We start from the raw sequence: 24,514 nt of genomic DNA, 5'->3' as shown, positions 1-24,514 counted from the left end.
ATTCTAAACCTCCAATTCAGCGTTTTTTAATGCTTGTTTTTCTAAATATTCATCAACTTCTTTATGTTTCATACGATAAGCGCCATAGCATACAATATATACGACGATCGCTAGACCAATGAAAATAGGATTTCCAGAAAGGAATGCCAAGAACACAAGTCCCATGAACGGTTTACCTAAAATATTAAAACTTGTAATCATTGCTGCGCCTGCTGGAATAGCATATCCTGCTTCTTTTGCTACTTCTGTGAATAATGGTGCCGTATAAGTACACATCAATAAGCCTACACTAAACCAAACCATACCAGTAACGATAACCTTCGCCATATTACCATTAAATACTGCAACCAATCCTTCTACCATGTAAGGAATTGCAACTAAATCAACAACAGGTAATGTTTGATTTCCTGGCAGAAAGAATGCAATTAACACCATAATTGGCATTAACAATAAACCACATGTAAGAGTTGCTGGTTCACCATAACCTACCGCATCATTTACTGCAATATACCATTCACGATCACCAGTATTACCCATAAATTTACGTGCGCCTTCTGTAATAGGTGCAAATGCCTGTGCAAAGAATCCAGTAATTTTAGGGAAAATTGCCATAATTGCAGCAGTTGCTACTGCAGCTGTAAATACAGAGCCCCATCCACTCATACTACCTAAGTTTGATAAGTTACCTAAAACACCAATGATACCTCCAAGAATAAATCCAATTGTCATTGGTTCTCCTAAGAAGCCAATTTTATTTTGAATTGTTTGTGGATTTAGTTTTAATTTATTTAAACCAATGGCATTTAAGATTGGGTCAAAGATAATCGCAAAGATGCCCGGTTCAATGTTATGCATGGCGATAATTGTACAGTTTGGATACTGATAATATGTAGACCAACGTTTCGCAAGCATATCGGAAATAAGTAAAGAGTATAGATTTAACAATACCATACATGCAATACCAAGTACGAAGTTATTTGTCGCAAAGATAACCATAGCACCCCATACCATATAAGAATAGTTATTCCACAAATCAGATGGCTGGAAGCACTTTGTCCATTTTACCAAGAACAATACTGTCTGTAATACGATACCAAGACCTAAATAAATCATACCTGCACTAGTTGAGAAAGCTACAAGACTTGTTGCTTGCCAACCAACATCAAACACATTCAAATTCACCCCTGTAATATTTACCATAGCATCTGCCATATTTTTTACAAGAGGAGTAATGATTGGTGTAAATGCCCCTACCATTAAGTTTATTCCTTCTAGTGATACGCCCGCATATAATGCACTTAAAAACGCTTTTTGTGGTTTCACGCGGAAGAATAATGCAATAATTCCGATTATAAATGGAACGATGATAGCTGCTCCAAAGTTGTCAATCATCGATTTTAAAAATTCTAGTATAAACATTTTGTTTTCTCCTTTTCTAATTCATTATTCCCTATTTTTTTTATTTTCTATTTTCCAATTGATTCAAGAGCATTTGCAAAATCTTCAAAGAATTTATCTTCACCCATTCCTGTGATACAAGCAAATGCATTAACACAAGGAATACCATAATCGCCTTTAGGTAATGGACTGGTGTGAGCAATAATGTCAAAACGTCCTGATTGTGCTAAATTTAAAGCTTCTGTTGGTTTCGCTTCCGTTGCGCTAACCTGATAACCTTGTGATGCTAAGTGTTCTTTCAATTTTGCAGCCACCATACTGCTTGTAACTGTTCCTGATCCACAGATAGATAAAATGTTTACTGTTTTCATAATGTTTCTCCTCCTATTTCTATCTCTTTCTGTTTAATAATATTGATGACATCGTCCTGTGTTTCTGCTAGATAGACTTTTTCTAGAACTTTATCATCTTGAATGATACGCAAAATCTGTTGTAATTTTTTTATATGCGTTTGCGGGTTTTCTATCGCTAACATAAATACAACCTTTACATCAACTGGCGTATCATCACTTCCCATTTGTGTAAATCTTACAGGTTCTTTTAGTGTCATAATCCCTTCTGTTTCGCGCAGAACATACATTGCATCGGTATGAGGAATTGCAACACCAAATCCATTAATGTCTAATCCTGTTGGAAATTGTGCTTCTCTTTCTTTCAGAGCATCAACATAGTCTTCTTTAGTGTAACCTTCTTCAATGAAACACTCTCCTAGTTTTTCAAATACCTCGCCTGGAGAAGAAGCTTCTTGATGCAACTTAATTAGTTTCTTATCTAAATGTTCCCAAATCATATCTCTACTCCTTTACACTAGTACCATAAATTTATGGGTTCTTTTCTATCCACTTACAGTTTAAATCAAATTATAGGTTCATAAAAGAGTAAAGCTTTGCATAAAATCATGCAGAAATTTATACGAACAATCCTTTGCAAAACTTTTTGCAAAAAGTACACTCTACAAAAAAAAGATCGAAAATACGATCTTTCTTATCATTCTATATGCTATTTGATAAGCATCCTGTGCTTTTATTTTTCATACAGAAAACGTTCATCCAATGATACATTGAATGCTTTGGCTAATTCTTTAAAGCCTTCCACTGATATCGTTTGTTGTTTTTTTGATACACAGGAATGCACCTTGATCCACATTTCTGCACTTTTTTCAATCGTATGCATTAACCCAAAGGTAGAATCAAAATCCATACCGCTCACAAACATACCATGATGTGCCCATATGATCGCATCATATTGTTCCATCAACTTGCTGGTAACGATTGCGATTTCTCTTCCTCCCGGTACCATCCATTCCACCACACCGAGTCCTTGTGGGAAGATGATCGGACATTCTGTCATCATTTCCCAAAGCTCTCTTGTAAATATCTCGCTCTTGAAAGGAAGAATAAACGTCAATGCGATGATATTGGGACAATGGCAATGATAGATCACACGGTTTTGATTGTTTGTCATGCGTGCTTTTACTTCCATATTCATCAGATGTGTCGGCAGTTCACTGGTAGGTCGCCCATTTTCTGTTAATCCCCAACAGATACGATAACGTTTTCCTACTTCATCCAGTTGAATGATACCGGCAGTATTGGCCGGATCTTTTTTCATGTTATGGAAATATCGCCCGGTACCTGATATCAAGAAATATTCATTTGCTAAATAAGGTACTTCTGTACCAATATCTTTCCAAGGATCTTCATAGCTTAGATTTTCTTGTATGGATTCTGCTTCTTCTTTTGTTAACCAATAGGTAAAATTACCCCCATTACGCTCATGCCATCCTAATTGATCCCCATGATCTGCCATATCCACATATGCTTTTAAAAACGGTGCGTCTAATACCTTCATTTTCATTTCCTCCTATTTCATATATTTGGTCTTACCAGTTTCTAAGACTTCTTTCAATTGTTCTAATAATAATTCCGGACTTCGATTATAAGAATCTAATGTATCTCCGCCGCGATGATTGGTTAACGTACATGCATCGATCGATGTAATACGGTCCTCTTTGGTAAGGGGTTCTTTAGGGAATACATCAATGGCCGCTCCGGCAATCGTTTTATGGATCAATGCTTCCTCTAAATCCTCCATATTCACTAACACCGCACGTGCTGTATTGATCAAATACGCACTTGGTTTCATCTTTTCCAATTCAGCTTTCGCAATCAACGGTGGATCATTGGGTCCGATACGTCCATGCAAGGATACAATATCACTTTCTTTTAATAATGTATCTTTATCTACAGCCTCATAACCCAATGCTTCAATTTCTTCCTTTGCAACAAAGGGATCGTAAATCAAGATACGGCTGCCAAACACCTTTAAACGCTGTGCGACCAAACGGCCGATTGCGCCAAAACCGATCAGTCCCACACACATGCTTCTTAGCTCTAAAATATGTCCGGTATTTGGATATTGTTCGCGCCATTCGCCATTCTTTAACGCATAATTCGCACGTGCAACGTTGCGGGTTTCACAAATCATTAAGCCGATGGTAAGCTCTGCGACAGCGAAGGCATTATGCATCGAACAATGAATGATCTTAATGCCCTTTTCCTGAGCTTCTTTCACTGCGATATTTTCAACACCGCCTCTTGCACTCACGATATACTTTAAATGCGACGCGTTTTTGATGATGTCTTTTCCAATCGGACACATATGAATAAAGATCACATCGGCATCCAGTATCGCTTCTTTTAACTCTCCCTCAATCGTATATGCCTCACTTCCCAAGGTTTCAATATTGCGTATCAGTGTTCTGGTCGATGTACGATCCAGATCCTTTTTCCATGAAAACCCTTGATAGGAAGAAAATAATCCCGATGGTTTTAATACCTTTGAAAATGCCTCTTCATCAAGAAACATATCCCCTACTGCAACACATTTCATATTGTTCTACCTCCTGTTAAATATGTTCGTTTCGCACACTCATCATAGAGCAATCGTAAGAAAATGGGAATACTTTTGTAGGAAAGTGTTTGTTTATCGAATATTTCGACATAGAAAACGTTTAAAACGAACATTTTTCCTTTGCAAATTCTAAGAATATGGTACACTAAACATGAAGAAGGTGAAGCGATGAAAAAACAAGAACGTCAAGCAAAGATCTTAGCCATCTTAAAAGAAAAAGGCGAGATCCATACAAGTACCTTATGTCGTGAATTTGATATTGTTGAAATGACGATACGACGGGATTTTATGGAAATGGAACGACGTAAGGAAATCATACGGACACATGGGGGTGCCATCGCTGTTGAAAAAAAGGTGGCCGATGTGGATACCCCTTTAACAAAACGTTTAACCCTATACACAAAAGAAAAAGAACAGATTGCAGGTTATGCCAAAACCTTGTTAAAACCAAATGATCATATTTTTCTTGCCAGTGGCTCAACCATTCAAATCTTAGCCAAATCACTTTTACATTATATACCGCTTGTGATTGTCAGTGATGCCATCAACATCGCCACTACCCTGTATGAGGATCCACGTTTGTCCATCTATATGCTGGGTGGTGAATTAAAAAGCAATGCCTTTACACTAACAGGAGCGATTGCGGAAAACAATCTTCGTCAATTTCGCTTAGACAAAGCATTCATCAGTGTAAATGGCATGGATGAGGAGGGACAGTTATATACCTCCAGTGTGGTAGAAAGCAAACTGTTAGAGCTGTTATTTCATCAGGTAAATGAAGTATATGTATTATTGGACGCTTCTAAGTTTTATAAAAAGGATTTTGTTGCCATACATACAGACGCTCCCTATACCATCATCAGCGATGCACATCCCAATGCCTCACTGCTTGAACAATTAAACAAACGTCATATCACGTTGAAAAGTGTATAAGAAAACCCTATAAGAGCCACGCTTTTTTCGTGCCCTTCTTATAGGGTATTGTTTATAACTATAAAATTGCTTCATATTCATAAATAATCTGATAGATTTCTTCGGCTGTTTTTACCTTTCGGATATTTTCACAAAAATCCACTTTTGATAATAAATTCATTAGATGAAACATTGCCTTTAAATGGGAATCCTTATCAATGGTCGATAAGGTACAGACAAATTCTACCGGATCATAAAATTGTGAATGAAAGGATACCGGCTCTTTTAAACGTATAAGATTCATACCCAGCTTCTTACCGCCCATATCCGGTGCTTCATGTGGTAAAGCAAAGCCTTGTGCCAATACGATATAAGGGCCCATCTGCTCAATATTGCGTATCATCTGCTGGATATAACCTTCTGTAAGATAACCTTCCTCCAGTAATGGAAGTGCACTTTTTTCCACTGCTTCCTTCCAATCCTTGCATTCTACATCCACCTGAATATGAGCACTCAACAATTCACGCAGCGTTGCCTTATCGCTTGGGGCAATCGGAAAGAAATGTGAGGATAGATCTTTAATGATGTTTTTATAGATTTCATCCTTATCCAAAGGACTTTTCGCAATGGAATTCGCAATCATCGTTTGTAAACGCTGAAAACTTGGGTTGGTATTTACACGATTTAATTTTGACTTCATTACTTCTAATTTCTCACCAAGTAAAATACAATCTTCATCTGTTAAATAAGGATGTAAAATAATGGAGTCACATCTTTCTTCTTTAATTGGAACCGTTGAAATAATCAAATCAATTCCAGTAATATCATAAGTCATTAAAGCATGAACTGGTAGTACATCTGCCACATAAAATTGAAAATATTTTTTCAATCGTGATAACAATAGTTGACTGGTGCCAACACCAGAATTACAAACCAAAAGGATTGTGAATTGCTGTCCTTGATATTTATTTCGTTCGATAGCAGCACATACATGTATGGTGATATACGCTATCTCATCTTTATTAATTTTTCGATTTACATATCGTTCTAACGGAGTAATGTTTTTTTCTATTGCTTCCACTACTAAACGGTTTTTCTTAACAACTTCGTCTAACAATTCTATCTCGTTTGCATAACCCATATCAATATCTTTAAATGTAGACTGTAAATGATTTGTTAAATTTTGATAAAATTGAAAATCATTAGTTAAATTGACATTAAGATCTTTGGCGAGAGCATCAATGAATTGCTTTGATATAACTTGAATTTGCATCATTGCTTCATCGGTATCATTTCTTGATAAGTAATGTAAATTATATAAAATATCACTTAGTAAATATTCTTCTTGTAGACGATATTCTAAACCAAAATAATTATCCATTTTCTCCATTAAATGACTTGCCATGTTTTGCATAGACGAATGATTTAATGCGTAATCTATTTCTACAAACTGATGGTGGTGATGACGTTCTATCGAAATCATTAAATATTTTAATAAATCCGCGAAGGAACCATCTGTAAGAAATCTTTTTCCTTCAATTTCTCCATCTTTTATAATTTCACGTAATATGTCAAGATCCTGTACTTCAAAGATAGATGCATTTGCATCATCTAATCGATATTGTTGTATATAAGGTTTTCGTAATAAATACATCAGCAAAATTCTGCGGCTACTTTCTTTTCCATGAACCCTCAAACCCTTACGAAGTGAAACAATCTCTAAGTTATGGTCACTCATCATGCTTCGCACATCATCTAGGTCATGAATTATTGTAGAGCGTGATACAAATAAAATATCTGCTAATTGTTGAAGCGTGATATGATCATTCGTATTCACGATAAGATAAGCAATCATATCTATTCTTTCTTCTTTAGAAAGTTTAAAGGAATAAAAATCATTCTGACCTAATAATGCGCCAATCTTTTCATAGTCATCATTTAATTCAATTTGACCATGATCTTTAAACTGTAATGGTTGACATTTATTAGCTAATAAAAAATCAACGATTTCATCCAAATCATAACGTATAGTTCGTTCGGATACTTTAAATTTCCTCATTAGTTCTGCAATATTACACGTTTGTTGATACTGCTTTTTTTCTAAAAGCCATAAGACGATTTCGCGTGTACGTTTATTCATACTCAACTTCCTTTCTATAAGTTACAATTGCCTTTCATCCAATTTTATAATATTGGTAAACTTTGATTATGGAAAGAGTAATATATTGCAGAACATTTTGCAACATATTACAACATCGCACCTCTATTCTTTTATATTATTTGTGTGTATAATGAAAAAGTAAAGAGAGTGTGATTATCATGAAATTTAAAACCTATTCAAATAAAAACAAGCCTGTTTTCGTCTACATTCATGGAGAATGTCTATCGGCCTTTAGTTTCAAAGAAGAAATAAAAGAATTAAAAAAAGACTTTCAGGTTGTGCTTCCTATCCTTGATGGGCATGATGTTGCAGCTGATGAAAAATTTATTGATATTGATACATGCGCAAATAAAATTCTAGACTATATTGACGAACATTTTCAAGGTCATATCCAAGTTTTATCTGGATTTTCATTAGGTGGGCAAATCGCTATACAAATGCTATCAAAGCGCCCTAATCTCTGCGAATATGCAATGATTGAAAGTACCATGGTAAAACCAACTAGAATCAAAAATTGGAGTGCTTATGCTAGTGTTTATGCAAATAAACTTGCAAAACAGAAATGGTTTAATAAATTTATGTATTATACAATTTTTAATGATGACTTCGCTTTTGAAGACTATTATAAAAACTATAAATGCATGTCAAAAGATAATATTAAACGTGTATTGGATGCTCACAGCGCCTATAATTTGGCGAGTCAAGAATTAAAAGATGTCACTGCCAAAGTAGCTATCCTGGTAGGTCAGCGAGAAAAAAAAGCAATGAAAAAAAGTGCAGATTTATTAAAAAGCAAGTTATCCAATGCAGAAATTTTCATGCTTATGAATTTTACACATGGTGACTTTAGTTTAGGAAATCCAAGAGAATATTTACGTTTTGTTAAAAGTTGGGTACAAAACAAAGATAGTCAACAACGTAAAAAAGCAGATAAAATTCGTCAAGAGAAGGAAGGAGAATATATGCCGAATTGGAAACACCTGCTAAATAAAATCAAAGAAAAAAGAGCCACAAAAACATTACAAAAATCTTAAAGAATCCTCTTTATGTTTTAGTTTGTGATATCATCTTTTTAAATCATTCATTCTTCTCATATGTATTATAAAACGAATATTTATGACGTGCAATCTAAATTTACCTTCACAAGTATAGTAATAAAAAATTTATTAAACAGTAGGTAAAAGGCTCTAACTTCAACGGCAATAATATTAGACTATACACTGTCCACTACAGAAGCGTAAATAAGTCTTTGTAAGCATTTTTATCTCTAATGTCACAATTAAAAGAAAAGTCAATCTTATTAGGTGGCGCAGTAAATAGTATTATGAATTATTTAGATATTTCTAATTTCCATTTAATCGCAAAATAAGCCTAACAAAAAGTGCATCCAACATGAATGCACTTTTTCTTTATCCTTCTATTAAAATCAATTCATCTTTTACCTGTACCAGATTATCCTTTAAAACTTTGATATCCTGATAATCAGAACTGTTTGTGATAATCAACAAGATTGTAGGGTCATAATCGTTAGAAAGCATCATTTCACGATCAATTTCTAACATACGTTTTCCTACTGTAATCTTATCATCCTTATGTATATGACTGATAAAACCTGTTCCATTTAATAAATGTGTATTCACACCGATATGCAGAAGAATATTCTGCCCGCTGTCAGATACGATACTAATGGACTGACATGTTGGAAAAATACCTTTCACAACACCATTCACAGGTGCATAAATCGTATTTTCCAATGGTTCTATCGCCACTGTTTTCCCCATCTTTTCGCTGCGAAATACCTCGTCATCAACTTCTGACAAATCTTTCAATTTCCCTCTTACCGGACTATAGATAAAGCTCTTTTTATCCATCGGTTTTTTCAAAAAGTTAAACATATATTTCTCCTGCCTCAACCAAGAACGATTGCTTTCCCATTTCAATACCCTAATATTATACTCAGCCGGTATACGAAAAGCAATCACAATATGCAAAGAAAATAATTACATTTCAAGTAGACATTTGAAAGTTTTACAATTTATTGTAAATTCTGTCATAGAAAATTTCTATGATATTTTTACATATTCTGCCACATCTCTTGCGCATTGTGAAATTGAACCACAGCAAGAAAAGTTTTATGATCTTCAACAAATTTAAATATCTTTATTATAAATTGGTGCAATATGTTTTTTATTACGCACTACAATGTAAAAGATTGCGACCATAGACAGTATCGCAAAACATAAAGCAACATAGCGATACTCCACAAATTCTCCTAACACACCGGCGATAAGTTTCGTGAAAATCGTTACGATAGCGACGATGACAGAAAAGAAGGCATTCACTCTGGCTCGCATATGAGATGGAATATAATTTTGGGTACTGGATTCACGAATATTTAAAGAATTAATACCTAAAAAGCCGGCAATAAAGCGATTGATCAACATGAGTGGATAAGCAATAAACAACAGTATCATATCCAATCCTTCATATGTCACATAGACACTTACTGCGATTTTATAGCGTTTTTCATAGGGTATCTTTACAAAATAATGAAAGATGGAACCACAGAAACGTCCAATCATCTCCGCTGTGGATAAAAAGCCATACATCGTCGTCGATAGGCTCGCATCAGATTGAAACATTGCCATTGTCATTAAGGAAATTCCTTCTCCACTGCCATTTGTTAACGCCATATAAGAATAAATGTTTTTTATTCCCTTTTCTTTTTTTACATAGTCTAAACCTTCTTTGATTTCTTTGCCATAAGCAACAAATGAAAAGGATGAGGTTTTGGTACGTTGTTCTTCATAGCGAATGAAATGCTCTCCAAAAGAGGCACAAAGTAACAGCACACCTTCTAATAAACATATGCTGATAATACCATATTTCACATACATAAAGGATGCGACAGGTGCCATAATGGCAGTAATGGATGGATAAATAATGGAGGATATCGAATATCCCTTTTGCATAAAACCTTTGGTAATAAGTTCTGGATAAAGAGAGGTATACGCAAGATTATAAACGGCACCAATGGAGCCAATCACCAATGAAAATATCATATACACGGAATAAGAAAAAGTGTGATGTAGCAAGTAATAGCTAAAGATTAAATAAAGCAAACCACTTACAGCGTCAAGTCGTACGATGATATGCTTTCGTATATGGGTATCTACATATGGTGCACACAATAACGGAATCAGCGTGGATGGTAAAAAGGACACTGCCGCAAAGATACCGGTTGCTAAGGTGGATGATGTTTGATCAAATACCACCAAGGATAAGGCAAAATTCATGGCCACTGAGCCAATGGCAGATATAATGGTTCCCAGTGTGATTATGGTAAAATCAAATGTCCATAAGGTATGTTTCATAAAACCACCTCCTTCTGTTATTTATTGTACAAAAGATATAAGCAAATAAAAACCCCTTATATTTGAGAAAATCTATACCAAATATAAGGGTTTAATCATATAAATCAGCATTTATCAGGAAAATCAAAACGAAATTTTACAGAGAGTGCCAATGCATCTTTATATCGTCGTCTTTTCATATAAGCCTCAAAAAGATACAGCGCATAAAACTTTTGAAAGCCATATGGAAAGCTTGTATCACTGCTGAGTTTTTCTAACAGCTTCAAATAATGTTCCTCTTGGATATTGTTACTGCAATAACAATGTACAAAATCATTCATATCGGAAAGTGAAGGTTCTTTATCGATCAATTGGTCTGCTTGTTCAAGATAATGCTTCATTTCCATATGTTCGTTTAATTCAAAGCTTACAAGGGCAAGTTTTTGATAGGTTAGAATCTGATCAAAAATTTCATTATGAAGAGAAGCCAATAAATATGCCTTTGCTTTATCATATTGTTTCCATTGCAGATAGGTACTGCCAAGATTGTATTGTATAGTGTAATGGATATCCTGCTTTTTTAACGAGCGTGCGATTCGATCGGCAATACGGTAATAATGACACATCAGTTTTTCATTATAATTATTACAATAACAATTACCGATGATCAAGACAGCATCCATCATAACATGCACGTTGCCTTCTTCACAGGCTAGGCTATACGCTTGATTCATATATTCCAATGCTTCATCATGAAATCCTTTTTCATAGTAACGATAACCCAGCATATAGCGCTGTGGACTGCAGCTGATATAATTCCCTGCTTTTTTTAAATGCATCAAGCGGGTTTCAAAATCGGGATGAATGGAACACACATAATGATACAAAAAATGCTGTTCATCACTCATCATAGGTTCAAATACCGTAAGCTCCTGTTGTTCTTTCTCAATTGCGGTAGAATCAAAATGGTGAACAATAAACTTCATAAACGCACATGCCAATAAAGTTTCGACACATAAAGGAGAACATAACAATTCTTCTCTATGTTTTTGTATATCTTTAGCCTCCTGTATATTTTCTTCCTGCATAAAGTGTTTTTCAAAATAATCATAAAGTGTTTGTTTGGCTTGCGCTAAAAAGTCAGCTTCATCATGATATGTTAGCTTTAAAGCGTGGAAGAGCTGATGAATGATCTCATCACTGGCACATACAACTCCCTGTTCGATCTTTGAAAGATAAGATACAACACAAATGCCTTTACATAAGCCTTCTTGTGAAATATTTTGTTTAAGGCGATGATAACGAATTAAAAAGCCTGTAATTGTAGAAGGTTTCATACAACAACTGCTTCTCCAATCAACGCTTTGTTTTTTGTTTTGAATACGTCAACTAAGAAATGAATATCACAATTCTCATACTTCAACATCTGTTTTATGGCTTTTTTCATCCTTTCACAATAGGCATCCATATATCTGACACTTTGTATTCGATTGCTTTCGTATAAAGCCTTAAAGATTGATGGATGTGTACCTTCACTGTAATCATTATAAAAACTATACCTCATATCATACCCTCCGTTTGTTATCACATTATAACGCATAAACTCAAAAAAATACAGCAGACGTTTTCTTTGGATATCTAAATTATCTAGGGATAAACGATACCTTCTATTTAACCACTGAACAAATTCAAATGTTGTTAAATTAAATGATTTCGCATCATTTTTTCAATTTTACTTCTAAAGTCAGGGTATACAAAAAGCAATCACAATATGCAAAGAAAATAATTACATTTCAAACAGACATTTGAAAGTTTTACAATTTCCTGTAAATTATGTCATAGAAAATTTCTATGATATTTTTACATATTCTGCCACATCTCTTGCGCATTGTGAAATTGCACATTATAATGCAGGTGAAGAAGCCACAACAAGAAAGGTGGTGTGCTTTATGAAACGTTTATACATCATCACAGGCGCAAACGGTCATCTGGGAAATACAATCATATCATTATTACCAAATACCGCATGTGAAATCAGAGGTCTTATTTTACCACAAGAAACATGTATTGATCATGACAATGTCCATTATATCAAAGGAGATGTTTGTGATATGGACAGTCTTGAACCTTTATTTTCTAATATAGAAGATAAAGAAGTCTATGTGATACATACTGCTGGAATCATCAATATTCAACCACATGTATCTCCTAAATTGTATCAGGTTAATGTCAATGGCACAAAAAATATGCTGGAATTATCCAAACGATACCATGTGAAAAGGTTTTTATACACCAGTTCCGTACATGCAATACCTGAGAAAAATAATTTAACTTTAATTAAAGAAATAAACCACTTTTCCCAGAGTTCCGTAGAAGGTGGTTATGCGAAAACCAAAGCTGAAGCAAGTCAGGCTGTATTAGAAGCTTCTAATAATGGTTTATGTACAATGATCGTTCATCCTTCCGGTATCCTAGGTCCAAATGGAAATTCAAGTAATCATCTAGTACAGATGGTTGTGGATTATATTCAGGGAAAACTTCCAGCATGTGTAAATGGTGGATATGATTTTGTGGATGTTCGTGATGTTGCGAACGGATGTCTTTTGGCTCTTGAAAAGGGTAGTTGTGGCAACTGTTATATTTTGTCTAATCGTTATTATGAAATTAAAGATGTACTGGCAATGGCACATCAAATTACTGGCAGACGTAAACTTCCTGTCCTGCCTCTATGGCTTGCGAAAGCTGCATCTCCAATCATGTGTAAATATGCGAAGATTCGTCATCAACGCCCTTTATATACGCCTTATACCTTATCTACTTTACAAAGCAATTCTCGTTTTTCACATGATAAAGCCACAAAGGAATTAGGCTATTATCCTCGTGATTTATATGATACGATCAAGGATACGATTGATTGGTATTATAATCATTTAAACAAACACTAAAAAAGGGTCTTTACTGATCATACAGTGAAGACTCTTTTCTTATATGATATTAATATGTAGTAAATCCACCATCACTGGCGACGATAGAACCTGTGATATGTTTTGCTTCATCACTTGCGAAATAAAGAATTGTTGCGGCTTGTTCTTCAGGGGTAGCATTGCGTTTCTGTAATGTTTCAGTTTTACCTGACATCATAGAATTCTTCAGCCATTCCATAGGATCTTTTCCCTGTGCAGCTAAAGCAGTCATATGTTCTTTGATATCCGCAGAACTTCTTTCTGTAAGTGGTGTATTTGTTCCTGCAGGACATACTGCATTACAAGTAATTCCCTTTGTCGCATAATCTACGGCAACTGCTTTTGTAAGTCCGCTTACTCCATGTTTACTAGCAACATAAGCAGCCGCAGAAGGGAAGCCACGCATACCAGCAACACTTGATACATTTACAATAGCACCACCTGTTTCTTTCATCAGTTTTACTTCTTCACGACAACAATAGAAACAAGAATTCAAGTTTGCGTCAATCACGTTTGACCAATCTTCATCTTCTAATTCTTCCACTGTTTTTGAAGCACCAACGATACCTGCATTATTAATGGCAACGTCCAGTCTTCCATAAGATTCTTTGATTTTTGCGAATAATTCTTTTACCTGTTCCTTATCACTGACATCACATTTCATGAATTCAGCTTTTCCATTTGCGCTTGTAATTGCTTCAACGACACCATGACCTCTTTCTTCATTACGTCCTACGGCAATTACTGTTGCTCCCTCTGATGCTGCACGCAGTGCCACTGCTTTTCCGATTCCTGAAGTTGCTCCAGTAACCAGCATGATTTTGTTTTCAAAACGATCCATATAGTTTTTATTCCTCCTATTATATAGTTTTATGATACCATGAAAAAAATATAAAGCAATGCTTGTAATTTTACCAATCTATGCTAGTACCATGATTTTGTGAAATCGCTAACAAAAATAACTTTATATGTATATTTTATATATAGATGCAAAAAAAAGCATGGAATTTATTTAGAGAATTCCATGCTTAAAAAACTTTGTTTTTTAGAATAATCCTACAATATGTCCTTCTTCATTGATATCCATATTGTTTGCGGCTGGTGTCTTAGGCAAGCCTGGCATTGTTAAAATCTTACCAGTTAATGCAACGATAAAACCAGCTCCTAAACTTGGACGTAATTCACGAACGGTAATCGTGAAATCTTTTGGTGCGCCATACAGCTTATCATTATCGGATAATGACATCTGTGTTTTTGCCATACAAATTGGCATTTTATTCCATCCAAGTTCATTGTATAACTTGATCTGTTCTTTTGCTTCATCGCTAAATTCAACATTAGCTGCACCATAAACCTTTGTGGCGATTGCTGTAATCTTATCTTCGATAGTTTCATTGACATCATATAAAGGTGCGTAAGTATTTGGCTGATCACATAATTCTACCAACTGATTTGCTAAGTCAATTGCGCCTTCTCCACCTTTTGCCCATACCTGAGATAAGCTCATTGGATGTCCATGTTCTTTACACCAGTTCTGTAATGCTTCTACTTCTGCAGGTGTATCTGTTGCGAATTCATTGATGGCCACAATATAAGGCAAGCCAAACTGTTGAATTGTATCAATGTGTTTTGCTAAGTTTTCACATCCCGCAAGCATTGCTTCTACATTTTCTTCTTTTAAGTCTTCTAATGCTACATTACCATGTTGTTTCAATGCACGAATCGTTGCGACAATCACAACAGCACTTGGTTTTAATCCACCAAAACGGCATTTGATATCCAAGAATTTTTCAGCACCTAAATCAGCACCGAATCCTGCTTCTGTGACTGTATAATCTGCAAGTTTTAAACATGTTTTTGTTGCTAAAATAGAGTTACATCCATGCGCAATATTAGCGAATGGTCCACCGTGAATCAATACTGGATTGTGTTCTAATGTCTGTACCATATTAGGTTTGATGGCATCTTTCATAACCATCGCAAGTGCACCTTCAATACCTAAATCTTTCACATAAATTGGTTCATTTTTTGTATTATAGGCAATCAGCATATTACCTAAACGTTCTTTCAAATCCATTAAAGAAGTTGATAAACACAATACTGCCATGACTTCACTTGCTACTGTGATATTGAAACCATCTTCACGTTCTACACCGTTTGCTTTTGGACCTTTTCCAATTTCAATACGACGAAGGGTACGATCATTCATATCCATACAACGTTTCCATGTTACATGATTGATATCGATATCCAACGCATTTCCTTGGTGAATGTGGTTATCTAAACAAGCACTGATCAGATTGTTTGCTGTTGTGATGGCGTGCATATCGCCTGTAAAGTGAAGGTTGATATCTTCCATAGGAACAACCTGTGCATATCCACCACCTGCAGCACCACCTTTTAATCCAAATACAGGACCAAGGCTTGGTTCACGTAATGCAATCATTGTTTTCTTTCCAATACGATTTAATGCATCACCTAATCCAACCGTTGTTGTTGATTTTCCTTCACCGGCTTTTGTAGGATTGATAGCAGTCACAAGAATCAGTTTACCATCTTCTTTGTTTTCATTTCTATGTAATAAATCTAAAGAAACTTTTGCTTTATAGTTTCCATAATATTCTAAATCTTTTTCTTCAATACCAATCTTTGCGGCTACATCTTTGATGTGTTCCATTTTGCATTCTTGTGCAATCTCTAAGTCTGTCTTAAACATTTTCTTTTCCTCCTACATATCTTTCTTTCCGATATCGTGACGATAGAACAGTTTATCACATGTAATCTTTTCTACATCTGCATAAGCTTTATCATATGCTTCCTGTAGTGTATCTTCTTTTGAAACCACAATCAATACACGTCCACCTGCAGTTACCAGGTTTCCATCTTTTTCAGCTGTACCCATATGGAAGATCATAGAATCTACATCATCTAAGCCTTCAATAACAGCATCTTTGGTACTGGATGCAGGATAGCCATCACTTGCCATAACCACACCAAGTGTTACCTGATCATCCCATTCTAATTCAGTTTTAGAATGATTCATAATATTTTCAATGATATCACAGAAATCTGTTTTCAAACGTGGCAGGATAACTTCTGCTTCTGGATCTCCAAAACGGGCATTGAATTCAATTGTTTTAATACCATGTTCTGTTAACATCAAACCACCATACAGGAAGCCTGTAAATGGATGGCCTTCTTTTACCATTGCTTTTGCCATAGGTATCATAATGGAATGCATGGCTTCATCAATAATTTCTGGCGTAATTTTACGTACTGGAGAATATACACCCATACCACCTGTATTAGGTCCTTTATCTCCATCATAAGCACATTTATGATCCTGCGCAACCTGCATTGGCAATACGATATCATCACATACAAAGCAGATCAATGAGAACTCAAATCCAACAAGGCATTCTTCGATAACAACTTTATTTCCCGGGATATCAAAAGCAATATCTAAAGCATCTAATGCTTCTTTTAGTGTATGTGCAACAGTTACACCTTTTCCTGCTTTTAAGCCATCTTCCTTTATAACGATTGGTGCCCCTTCACTTTTTACATAATGAATGGCATCTTCTTTGTTGTCGAATGTCTGATAATTTGCTGTAGGAATACCATACTTGGCCATAATTGCTTTCGCAAAATCCTTACTGGATTCTACTTGTGCAGCATCCTTTGTTGGTCCAAATATTTTCAGACCTTCTTTCTGGAATGCATCTACCACACCTAAACTCAATGCACTTTCTGGTCCTACGATTGTTAAATCAATTGCATTTTCTTTTGCGAATGCTACCAATCCTTTCACATCACTGTCAGAAATATTAACACATTCTGCCAGATTCTTCATACCTGGATTTCCTGGAGCCGCATAAATTTTCTTAACTCTTGCACTTCTGCTTACTGCATGTACGAGGGCGTGTTCCCTTCCGCCTTTTCCAATTACCAATACTTTCATAGTCACGCTTCCTTTCTCAAATAAAAAACATGAAAAGCTAAGTAAACCTTTCATGTAGCTAAAAAGATTTACTTGTAGTCCGCTGATTTACGGTCAGCAGGTAGAAACGCAATCAGCCATATTCCTGATGCTATACAAGTTTTCATACCATATTTATTTTACTTTATTTTCCCTACTTTTACAATGTTATTTGACGTATTCCAAAACAATCGTCTGATTTTTGTTTATCTATCAAATATGATGTGCAATCTTATGGATTTATAGTCCTATATAAAACAAATAATCCGTTTAATATGGTATCTTATCAAAATGCGAAAAGAACCTCATTTTAGAACTATAGTGATAAGTGAGCTGAAAAACAATCTAGGAAGCTTCTACGTATGCTATAAACTCATCAAGAGTAAAGCTACCATTTGAAAGCCCTTGTCTTTTCCTTAACTTTTCTCTTCATCTCATTTACGAAATTTCACATAATCTTTGTAAGCATTATTATCCTTTTCATGCTATCATTAGTTTAATTACGAAATGGAAAATCAAGTTAGAAAAAGATGAGTTTTTTATATTGAATATGATTCTTTAGAATTTGAAAAGAAATATAATTGCCACGCAATTAGAAAAAATGTAACAATCTTAGCATGGTTAAATAAAATTGCAGAAGAAGAAAATATCAATTTCTCCAATGTTTTACAAATGCACTAATTGAAAAACTAAAATTATAAACACTTCTCATTGGCATGTAAAAGCGAAGGTACACACCTTCGACTTTTATTTTTTATAAGAAACATCTTTCCCTACGGTATAATCAAGTCCGACCACATTTCCATATAAACGAATACGCCCTACACCATAACGTGTAACTTCCTTACCGTTTATATCAAGCGTGAACTTCAAACTAGATCCTATGAGTGTATACCCTTCTTTCATAGGCTCAAATGTTAGTGTTATACGATATTTACCTTTTGATAATTCTTTGTAAGTAATCTTATTTGCTTTAAAATCAGGATTGGTTAATTCTATATTCTTAACTGTTCCTTCATCTAATTCAAAATCTAACAGAACTGTATATTTTTCATCACTTTCCTCAATATTACTAATTGTAATACCCGCTTCTTTTCTAAATTCATAATGATGTCTGCCAATATCTGCGGTTTTTGTTTTCCCATTTTCCTCATAAGAAACCTTTGAAAATTCTACAACACTTCCGTCTAACAGATTGATTATCATAGGGGTATTAAAATGTTTTTGTAATTTTGTATCATACGATAAGGAATCATTGACCACATAAGCTGGATCAATTTGAAAATTTGCTTGATAATCTGCCAGTTCTTTTATTTGAATATCCTTAGTTCCTTGATATGTTGTATCGATATGCATGGTTGTACCTGCACGATCTCCACAAAATACAAGGTATTCACTTGCCTTATCAAATATAACACCTTTTTGATAATGTATACCATACCCTATTGCCATTACCACAAGAATAATTGATATCCCAATGATGATTTTCTTTTTCATATCTCAATACCTCCACTTCCTACAACAATCTTTGTTTTTATATGAACTGGATGTTTATTTTCACCTTTACAGAAATTGTATATTTCTATTGTTTGTTCAATGGAATCACAGTCTTTCATTAGATTGCCTTTGATAAATAAAGTGATTTTATCATCCTCTAAATCTTGAACCGATATATTTGAAGATGCTCCATTTATTGCCAAATGGAAAATTTCATCATCCCCCATTTTCCGGTTTAATTTATATTCAAGGATATATCCAAATTTTTGTGCATTTGCGGCATAATAAACCGTCAAATCATCGTCAATTTTTTTAATTTGCAAGGAATATTGATCACCTTTTTTCTCAGGCTGTATATCTTTAAACATTGCATCTTTTTCTTCCTGTCGAATCATAGACAATGTGACATAATCAATTAAATGGCATTCATCCTGATTCATTTTATATGTTGGTGTTGTCACTGCCACAATAATCATCAATACCAAACTTAAGACGAAGTAAACTTTCATGATTGCTCCTGGAGTTACTGCTTTTACTTTTTCGCCTAGCAATACTTTATTGATTTTCTTTTCATAATATTTTTTATAAATCCGATATAGTAAAAATCCAAAGATGATACATATCACACATATAAACACAACATTTTTTACTCTTTGTTCCATATCATTCACCTCCTAGAATCCCATTTCTTCTTTAAAATGATAATAATAGCTACGAGATACTTCTACTGTTTCCTGATTGCTTAAGACTAGCGAAAACTTCATATTCAAACTTGTTTTAATACGTCTGATATCTTTTTTGTTTACGATAAAGGCTTTGTGTATTCGCAAGAAGCCTTTATCATATAAATTGGCTTCTAACTGATACATGGTTTCCTTTACCTGATAAATCCCATCTTTTGTATGTGCCAATACCTGTGCACCTTTTGCTTCAATATAGATGATATCTTTCACCGCAATGCGGAAATAGTCTTCCTTTTCTCTAACAAGTAAAAATTCATGTTCATGATGTAGTTCATATAATACAAAGGAAGCATCATCACTATATTGTATATCTTGTTCTTTGATGGCTTGTTTTATTTTATCTTTTACTTCTTTTGTGGCAACAAGTTTTAATTTCATTGCTGATCACCCCTCGTTCAATTATAGTTTATCTTAGATAATAGAAAATAGAAAGCAAATATCAATATCTTGCAATATAGAATAATAACTTTCACTTATTCGTCATTCAAGCACGCACTTTATTCATATTTTTAAATGATCTGCATATACTGAACCCATGAGTGAAAACGAAAAAAATCACTTATTTGAAACTTTTCAGAGGTTTCATCCGTTATATAAATGAAGGTGATCAAAATGAAAGAAATCAATAAACCAACCAAACGCTTTTGTATCGCATGGATTTTTTGCACACTCACATACTTGTGCATGGCGCTGTTTCGTAGTGAATTATATACATCAATGATACAAAATGATCGTATTGAAGAACAAATCATTCAACGAATCGATCTTTTGGATAAAACGATTGTTATGCTGCGTTATGGAATTATCTTTTTAATCACAGGCATGATACTCTATCTTTTGCTACATTTACTGCATGCGACCTTACAAAAAGATTGCCGTTTTATCCTTGTAGTTTATGCACTTTGTTTTACCATTTCCTATGTTTGCGTTTTTTTATTCCACATCCCAAAAACGACAGCTTTTGCGCCATTTGCTTTTCTTCCAGAATTTCTGATGCTGGTCATCTTTTTAGCGTTCGTTAATAAGATAAAAAAACGTTACTTATCTATTCATATATCAAATTCATAAAATCTTCATCTTTGTATTATGGAAACTAAAAAACAAAAGAATTATAATAGTATTAAAGGAAAGGAAGTTTTTGTATGCTGATACAGATCATTTGTATTTCCATTCTTATGCTGCTGTTACAATTCTTTTTTTATAAGCAAAATTTTCATAAACTTGTTTTATATATTTTACCCGTTTTATCTCTTTGTTATATGGTTTATAGTATCTTTAAAATCGTTCGTGCCCAAGCACTTGTGAATACCAGTTTCCCTTTAGCAGTAAAAGTCATTGGACTGCTGCTTCCCATCATGATCTCCTTAATTGGCATGATTGTATGTATCGTAATAAAATATCGTCATGTGGAACGATCAGAGCTTAAAAAAGTTGTTTTACGACAGTTTTTAGGCTTTATTGTTGTCATGTTTGTGATACTTTCTGTGACAATTTATTCCGCTCAGGAATACGTCATCTTTTTCCCAAATGATAGTGAACAAGATCGAGAAACGCTTCAACAAAGCCATACATATGAACAGGTAACCATCTCTCAAAAATATAAAGGATGGTTAAAGGATAATAAAGATAGTGATACCATCATTGTATACTTTGGCGGTAATGCGCAGAATACTGCCAGTACATTCCTACAATTTGAATCTGTAGGTATCTTTGATGTAATGAAGAACTATTCGTTCTTCAGTATTGATTATCCATCCTATGGTGAAAGTGAAGGTTCTTTATCACAGAATTCTTTATTTCAGATGGCAGATAATGTTATGGATTATGTAGAGAATCATTTCCCTGATAAAAAAATTGATTTGATAGGATATAGTATTGGCACAGGCATTGCCAGTTATGTGTCAGCGCATCATGCTTTACATAAGTTTGTATTGGTTGCTCCATATAATAATGGTAAAGATTTATTTAATACGTATTTCTCTATCTTTTATGGCCCATTAACCAATCTGATTCAATACCCACTTGAAAGTGATCAATATGTAAAACAAGTCACTTGTGAATCTTTAGTTGTTATGTCAAAAGCTGATAGTATCGTGCCTATGAGATTATCAAAAAAACTAATCAAAGCATTTGAAAAAGAGCCAAGCACTGTGGTATATGAAAAGGATACACATGCGGATTTAATTACTGAAATAAAACCATGGCAGGATATCATCAACTTCCTGGATAAGTAAAATAGTGTAAGACAAGTAGTCCTACACTATTTTTAATTGTTTTCTTGAAACATTGGAATCGGTTTACGTTTATGTTCACTTACCATTATTTTATGTTCTATCTTATCTTTGATCGCATCTTCTACAACTCCTGTTAATAGATATCGATCAATTTCTTCAATCTTGATACCCATTTCTTCTTCATCACTTTGACCTTCCCATAAATCTGCGGAAGGGGCTTTTTCAATAATGCGTGCAGGAACACCAATATGTTTGGCGATGATGCGTACTTCAGATTTTGTAAGTTCTCCCAAAGGATTAAAATCACTTAATCCATCACCACGTTTTGTAAAATATCCCATCATTCTCTCAGTTAAATTTCCAGTGCCAATCATGACATAATTCATATATTGACCTAATGTTGATAAAATACTCATTCTGACAATAGGTCCTAAATTCGCATTTGCCATTGTGACATCGCCCTTACATTTGTTTTGCAGCTGGGTATTTTTGATTTGTGTACAAGTGGTTTCTAATACACCACAGCATTCTTGAACAGGTACTTCTATCATTTGGAGATCAAATGTTTCTGCCAATAGTTTTGCGTCATTCATTTGTCCATATTGCATACTGTTTCCTCTGGGCATCGTGACTAATTGTACAGGAATCCCTGAGCGTTTACATAAACCGGCTACAACACTACAATCTAATCCACCACTCATTCCAAGAATCACACCATCTGCGTGGGTCTTTTTGAATTCTACCTTCATCCAAGTGATGATTGTTTGAATATGTTCTTCCACATGATCTTCAAATGTTTTTAAATATGTTTCATATGCATCCATTAGTTTTCTCCCATATGTTCTGCTTTTGCTAATAAGTCCATTTTTAACTGATATTGTTTCTTAGATTGATTAACATAGTGTACATGAGGGTTTTCAAAGCGCAATTCTTCAACCCATAATTCATGCTCCAATTGTTGTTTTACATAAGCACGGATTTCTTCAATCGTTGGTAATTCATATACCAGTTTTCCATTTTCGATGATTGTTTTCTGTAATTCTACTGCAGTAAAATCAGTTGTCAGTTTTTCTGACCATGGTTTTAATGGATCCACAAACCAATATTCTTTTGCTTCATTGATCACTTCATCACGTGTTGTTAGTACATCACAAATGCTGTTTCCTGTTGATTTACTGTATAATCTCCACAGCTTTTTAAATCCTGGGTTTGTGATTTTTTCTATATTTTCACTCTTTTTGATTTTTGGTATCAACATTCCATCTTTTTCAATTGCTACTAACTTATAAACACCACCAAATACCGGTGTTGATTTTGATGTGATCAAACGTTCTCCTACACCAAAAGAATCAATAGGGGCACCCTGATCTAATAGTGATGTAATTAAATATTCATCCATACTATTAGAAATTACAATCTTACAATCACTCATAAATGCATCATCTAAAGCTTTTCTTACTTTTTTAGACAGATAAGCTAAATCACCTGAATCGATACGTACACTTTTTAGGCGGTGACCATTTGGTTCTAAAACTTCTTTTGCGACACGAATTGCATTTTTAATACCGCTTTCTAATACATCATAGGTATCAATTAATAAATGACAATTATCAGGATATACCTGTGCAAAAGCTTCAAATGCTTCATATTCATTATCGAAGGCCTGAATAAATGAATGTGCGATGGTTCCAGTGGCAGGCACCTTGTAATCCTGTTCTGCGGCAACAGTTGCAGTGGCATCTACACCACCGATATAAGCAGCTCTTGCGCCAATAATTGCAGCATCATAACTGTGTGCACGTCTTGCGCCAAATTCCATAATGGTTCTGCCCTTCGCCGCACGTACGATTCTTGAAGCTTTTGTGGCAATCAGTGTTTGGTGATTGACAGTCAGTAACAACATTGTTTCAATAAGCTGTGCTTCAATGATATTTGCTTTTACAGTAACGATGGGTGTATTAGGATATACAATGGTACCTTCTTTTACAGCATAGATGGTTCCACGAAATGCAAAGTCTTTTAGATAATCCAGAAAATCTTCATCAAAATGATATTTATTACGAAAGAATGTGATATCATCTTCTGAAAAGTGCATATTCAAGATATAATCAACCAACTGCTCCAGACCGGCTGCGATACAATATCCGCCTTTATCAGGATTCATGCGGTAGAAACAATCAAATACTGCTTCTTTATCTTTCATTCCTTTTTTAAAGTATGCATATGCCATGGTTAATTCATAAGAGTCCATCAGCATAGATAGATTTCTTTGATTATTGATCATAATTTTGTCCTCGTTTT

At 34.5% G+C, this 24,514-nt stretch carries 23 protein-coding genes and 1 riboswitch; of the genes, 5 read left to right on the top strand and 18 right to left on the bottom strand.

Translation table 11 applies throughout. From position 1 onward, the window contains the following. Nucleotides 1-3 precede the first annotated feature (3 nt). The 5 genes from DW114_RS00410 to DW114_RS00390 form a co-directional block, all read right to left on the bottom strand. On the bottom strand, nucleotides 4-1,419 hold the full coding sequence (locus DW114_RS00410; RefSeq protein WP_117451313.1) for a PTS galactitol transporter subunit IIC: 1,416 nt from the start codon (nucleotides 1,417-1,419) through the stop codon (nucleotides 4-6). Nucleotides 1,420-1,466: 47 nt separating this feature from the next. Continuing rightward, nucleotides 1,467-1,769 (bottom strand): PTS sugar transporter subunit IIB, encoded by a 303-nt coding sequence (locus DW114_RS00405; RefSeq protein ID WP_117451311.1) that lies wholly within the window; start codon nucleotides 1,767-1,769, stop codon nucleotides 1,467-1,469. After that, nucleotides 1,766-2,248 carry a PTS sugar transporter subunit IIA gene (locus DW114_RS00400; RefSeq protein ID WP_117451309.1) on the bottom strand — a complete coding sequence of 161 codons (483 nt, stop codon included), beginning with the start codon at nucleotides 2,246-2,248 and terminating at the stop codon, nucleotides 1,766-1,768. The genes DW114_RS00405 and DW114_RS00400 overlap by 4 nt, the downstream gene beginning before the upstream one ends. A gap of 233 nt (nucleotides 2,249-2,481) precedes the next feature. Then, nucleotides 2,482-3,309, bottom strand: a complete 828-nt coding sequence (rhaD, locus tag DW114_RS00395) for a rhamnulose-1-phosphate aldolase (RefSeq protein ID WP_117451307.1) — start codon at nucleotides 3,307-3,309, stop codon at nucleotides 2,482-2,484. A gap of 12 nt (nucleotides 3,310-3,321) precedes the next feature. Further along, the gene (locus DW114_RS00390; RefSeq protein WP_117451305.1) at nucleotides 3,322-4,350 is read right to left on the bottom strand and encodes a 2-hydroxyacid dehydrogenase; all 1,029 of its coding nucleotides are present in this window, start codon (nucleotides 4,348-4,350) and stop codon (nucleotides 3,322-3,324) included. A gap of 189 nt (nucleotides 4,351-4,539) precedes the next feature. Between DW114_RS00390 and DW114_RS00385 the strand changes: the two genes are divergently transcribed. Continuing rightward, complete coding sequence (locus DW114_RS00385; protein WP_117451304.1) at nucleotides 4,540-5,304, top strand: DeoR/GlpR family DNA-binding transcription regulator; 765 nt, start codon at nucleotides 4,540-4,542, stop codon at nucleotides 5,302-5,304. 58 nt (nucleotides 5,305-5,362) lie between these two features. Here the strand turns inward: DW114_RS00385 and DW114_RS00380 are convergent, their stop codons facing one another. Next, nucleotides 5,363-7,423 (bottom strand): BglG family transcription antiterminator, encoded by a 2,061-nt coding sequence (locus DW114_RS00380; RefSeq protein WP_117451302.1) that lies wholly within the window; start codon nucleotides 7,421-7,423, stop codon nucleotides 5,363-5,365. Nucleotides 7,424-7,602: 179 nt separating this feature from the next. Between DW114_RS00380 and DW114_RS00375 the strand changes: the two genes are divergently transcribed. Next, nucleotides 7,603-8,478, top strand: coding sequence for an alpha/beta fold hydrolase (locus tag DW114_RS00375; RefSeq protein ID WP_117451300.1), 876 nt, complete (start codon nucleotides 7,603-7,605; stop codon nucleotides 8,476-8,478). A 375-nt stretch (nucleotides 8,479-8,853) separates the two neighbouring features. Here DW114_RS00375 and DW114_RS00370 read toward each other — a convergent pair whose 3' ends face one another. The 4 genes from DW114_RS00370 to DW114_RS00355 all read right to left on the bottom strand — a co-directional run bounded on the left by DW114_RS00370 (nucleotide 8,854) and on the right by DW114_RS00355 (nucleotide 12,361). Beyond that, nucleotides 8,854-9,339, bottom strand: coding sequence for a PTS sugar transporter subunit IIA (locus DW114_RS00370; protein WP_117451298.1), 486 nt, complete (start codon nucleotides 9,337-9,339; stop codon nucleotides 8,854-8,856). Between the two features lie 255 nt (nucleotides 9,340-9,594). Beyond that, the gene (locus tag DW114_RS00365; protein WP_117451296.1) at nucleotides 9,595-10,818 is read right to left on the bottom strand and encodes an MFS transporter; all 1,224 of its coding nucleotides are present in this window, start codon (nucleotides 10,816-10,818) and stop codon (nucleotides 9,595-9,597) included. A gap of 104 nt (nucleotides 10,819-10,922) precedes the next feature. After that, nucleotides 10,923-12,134, bottom strand: a complete 1,212-nt coding sequence (locus DW114_RS00360) for a helix-turn-helix domain-containing protein (protein ID WP_117451294.1) — start codon at nucleotides 12,132-12,134, stop codon at nucleotides 10,923-10,925. Further along, the gene (locus tag DW114_RS00355; protein WP_117451292.1) at nucleotides 12,131-12,361 is read right to left on the bottom strand and encodes a hypothetical protein; all 231 of its coding nucleotides are present in this window, start codon (nucleotides 12,359-12,361) and stop codon (nucleotides 12,131-12,133) included. Before DW114_RS00355 ends, DW114_RS00360 begins: the two co-directional genes overlap by 4 nt. Before the next feature lie 385 nt (nucleotides 12,362-12,746). Here DW114_RS00355 and DW114_RS00350 point away from each other — a divergent pair, with 385 nt between their 5' ends. After that, nucleotides 12,747-13,742, top strand: coding sequence for an NAD-dependent epimerase/dehydratase family protein (locus tag DW114_RS00350; protein ID WP_117451290.1), 996 nt, complete (start codon nucleotides 12,747-12,749; stop codon nucleotides 13,740-13,742). A gap of 49 nt (nucleotides 13,743-13,791) precedes the next feature. Here DW114_RS00350 and DW114_RS00345 read toward each other — a convergent pair whose 3' ends face one another. The 6 genes from DW114_RS00345 to DW114_RS00315 form a co-directional block, all read right to left on the bottom strand. Beyond that, a complete protein-coding gene (locus DW114_RS00345; protein WP_117451288.1) occupies nucleotides 13,792-14,601 on the bottom strand; it encodes an SDR family NAD(P)-dependent oxidoreductase in 810 nt (269 codons plus the stop codon). 204 nt (nucleotides 14,602-14,805) lie between these two features. Then, a complete protein-coding gene (locus tag DW114_RS00340) occupies nucleotides 14,806-16,476 on the bottom strand; it encodes a formate--tetrahydrofolate ligase (RefSeq protein WP_117451286.1) in 1,671 nt (556 codons plus the stop codon). 12 nt (nucleotides 16,477-16,488) lie between these two features. Then, nucleotides 16,489-17,721, bottom strand: a complete 1,233-nt coding sequence (gene purD, locus DW114_RS00335; protein WP_117451284.1) for a phosphoribosylamine--glycine ligase — start codon at nucleotides 17,719-17,721, stop codon at nucleotides 16,489-16,491. A 55-nt stretch (nucleotides 17,722-17,776) separates the two neighbouring features. Then, nucleotides 17,777-17,879: riboswitch (purine riboswitch) on the bottom strand. Between the two features lie 607 nt (nucleotides 17,880-18,486). After that, a complete protein-coding gene (locus DW114_RS00325) occupies nucleotides 18,487-19,236 on the bottom strand; it encodes a hypothetical protein (RefSeq protein WP_117451282.1) in 750 nt (249 codons plus the stop codon). Continuing rightward, nucleotides 19,233-19,898: a hypothetical protein gene (locus DW114_RS00320; protein ID WP_117451280.1), complete on the bottom strand. Its 666-nt coding sequence runs from the start codon at nucleotides 19,896-19,898 to the stop codon at nucleotides 19,233-19,235. Before DW114_RS00320 ends, DW114_RS00325 begins: the two co-directional genes overlap by 4 nt. Before the next feature lie 12 nt (nucleotides 19,899-19,910). Continuing rightward, the gene (locus DW114_RS00315) at nucleotides 19,911-20,357 is read right to left on the bottom strand and encodes a LytTR family DNA-binding domain-containing protein (RefSeq protein ID WP_117451279.1); all 447 of its coding nucleotides are present in this window, start codon (nucleotides 20,355-20,357) and stop codon (nucleotides 19,911-19,913) included. Between the two features lie 234 nt (nucleotides 20,358-20,591). Between DW114_RS00315 and DW114_RS00310 the strand changes: the two genes are divergently transcribed. Together DW114_RS00310 and DW114_RS00305 are read left to right on the top strand one after the other, a co-directional pair. After that, a complete protein-coding gene (locus DW114_RS00310) occupies nucleotides 20,592-21,047 on the top strand; it encodes a hypothetical protein (protein ID WP_117451278.1) in 456 nt (151 codons plus the stop codon). Nucleotides 21,048-21,121: 74 nt separating this feature from the next. After that, a complete protein-coding gene (locus DW114_RS00305) occupies nucleotides 21,122-22,213 on the top strand; it encodes an alpha/beta hydrolase (protein ID WP_117451277.1) in 1,092 nt (363 codons plus the stop codon). Between the two features lie 32 nt (nucleotides 22,214-22,245). Here the strand turns inward: DW114_RS00305 and nadE are convergent, their stop codons facing one another. Beyond that, nucleotides 22,246-23,037 carry an NAD(+) synthase gene (nadE, locus tag DW114_RS00300; RefSeq protein ID WP_117451276.1) on the bottom strand — a complete coding sequence of 264 codons (792 nt, stop codon included), beginning with the start codon at nucleotides 23,035-23,037 and terminating at the stop codon, nucleotides 22,246-22,248. Continuing rightward, nucleotides 23,037-24,497: a nicotinate phosphoribosyltransferase gene (locus DW114_RS00295; protein WP_117451275.1), complete on the bottom strand. Its 1,461-nt coding sequence runs from the start codon at nucleotides 24,495-24,497 to the stop codon at nucleotides 23,037-23,039. The genes nadE and DW114_RS00295 overlap by 1 nt, the downstream gene beginning before the upstream one ends. Nucleotides 24,498-24,514 lie beyond the last annotated feature (17 nt).

It is taken from the genome of Absiella sp. AM09-50 (assembly GCF_003433845.1).
GTDB lineage: Bacteria > Bacillota_I > Bacilli_A > Erysipelotrichales > Erysipelotrichaceae > Hoskinsella > Hoskinsella hominis.
Note: the sequence above shows the minus strand (reverse complement) of the source record. Positions and strands in the feature narration are given on the sequence as shown.

What these genes read in the sequence shown, in the direction of transcription:
- DW114_RS00365 (WP_117451296.1), bottom strand. Translation starts at nt 10,818, where the DNA reads ATGAAACATACCTTATGGACATTTGATTTTACCATAATCACACTGGGA.
- DW114_RS00380 (WP_117451302.1), bottom strand. Translation starts at nt 7,423, where the DNA reads ATGAATAAACGTACACGCGAAATCGTCTTATGGCTTTTAGAAAAAAAG.
- DW114_RS00360 (WP_117451294.1), bottom strand. Translation starts at nt 12,134, where the DNA reads ATGAAACCTTCTACAATTACAGGCTTTTTAATTCGTTATCATCGCCTT.
- DW114_RS00400 (WP_117451309.1), bottom strand. Translation starts at nt 2,248, where the DNA reads ATGATTTGGGAACATTTAGATAAGAAACTAATTAAGTTGCATCAAGAA.
- DW114_RS00355 (WP_117451292.1), bottom strand. Translation starts at nt 12,361, where the DNA reads ATGAGGTATAGTTTTTATAATGATTACAGTGAAGGTACACATCCATCA.
- nadE (WP_117451276.1), bottom strand. Translation starts at nt 23,037, where the DNA reads ATGGATGCATATGAAACATATTTAAAAACATTTGAAGATCATGTGGAA.
- DW114_RS00370 (WP_117451298.1), bottom strand. Translation starts at nt 9,339, where the DNA reads ATGTTTAACTTTTTGAAAAAACCGATGGATAAAAAGAGCTTTATCTAT.
- DW114_RS00310 (WP_117451278.1), top strand. Translation starts at nt 20,592, where the DNA reads ATGAAAGAAATCAATAAACCAACCAAACGCTTTTGTATCGCATGGATT.
- DW114_RS00385 (WP_117451304.1), top strand. Translation starts at nt 4,540, where the DNA reads ATGAAAAAACAAGAACGTCAAGCAAAGATCTTAGCCATCTTAAAAGAA.
- DW114_RS00305 (WP_117451277.1), top strand. Translation starts at nt 21,122, where the DNA reads ATGCTGATACAGATCATTTGTATTTCCATTCTTATGCTGCTGTTACAA.
- DW114_RS00390 (WP_117451305.1), bottom strand. Translation starts at nt 4,350, where the DNA reads ATGAAATGTGTTGCAGTAGGGGATATGTTTCTTGATGAAGAGGCATTT.
- purD (WP_117451284.1), bottom strand. Translation starts at nt 17,721, where the DNA reads ATGAAAGTATTGGTAATTGGAAAAGGCGGAAGGGAACACGCCCTCGTA.
- DW114_RS00405 (WP_117451311.1), bottom strand. Translation starts at nt 1,769, where the DNA reads ATGAAAACAGTAAACATTTTATCTATCTGTGGATCAGGAACAGTTACA.
- DW114_RS00340 (WP_117451286.1), bottom strand. Translation starts at nt 16,476, where the DNA reads ATGTTTAAGACAGACTTAGAGATTGCACAAGAATGCAAAATGGAACAC.
- DW114_RS00325 (WP_117451282.1), bottom strand. Translation starts at nt 19,236, where the DNA reads ATGAAAAAGAAAATCATCATTGGGATATCAATTATTCTTGTGGTAATG.
- rhaD (WP_117451307.1), bottom strand. Translation starts at nt 3,309, where the DNA reads ATGAAGGTATTAGACGCACCGTTTTTAAAAGCATATGTGGATATGGCA.
- DW114_RS00295 (WP_117451275.1), bottom strand. Translation starts at nt 24,497, where the DNA reads ATGATCAATAATCAAAGAAATCTATCTATGCTGATGGACTCTTATGAA.
- DW114_RS00320 (WP_117451280.1), bottom strand. Translation starts at nt 19,898, where the DNA reads ATGGAACAAAGAGTAAAAAATGTTGTGTTTATATGTGTGATATGTATC.
- DW114_RS00350 (WP_117451290.1), top strand. Translation starts at nt 12,747, where the DNA reads ATGAAACGTTTATACATCATCACAGGCGCAAACGGTCATCTGGGAAAT.
- DW114_RS00315 (WP_117451279.1), bottom strand. Translation starts at nt 20,357, where the DNA reads ATGAAATTAAAACTTGTTGCCACAAAAGAAGTAAAAGATAAAATAAAA.
- DW114_RS00345 (WP_117451288.1), bottom strand. Translation starts at nt 14,601, where the DNA reads ATGGATCGTTTTGAAAACAAAATCATGCTGGTTACTGGAGCAACTTCA.
- DW114_RS00410 (WP_117451313.1), bottom strand. Translation starts at nt 1,419, where the DNA reads ATGTTTATACTAGAATTTTTAAAATCGATGATTGACAACTTTGGAGCA.
- DW114_RS00375 (WP_117451300.1), top strand. Translation starts at nt 7,603, where the DNA reads ATGAAATTTAAAACCTATTCAAATAAAAACAAGCCTGTTTTCGTCTAC.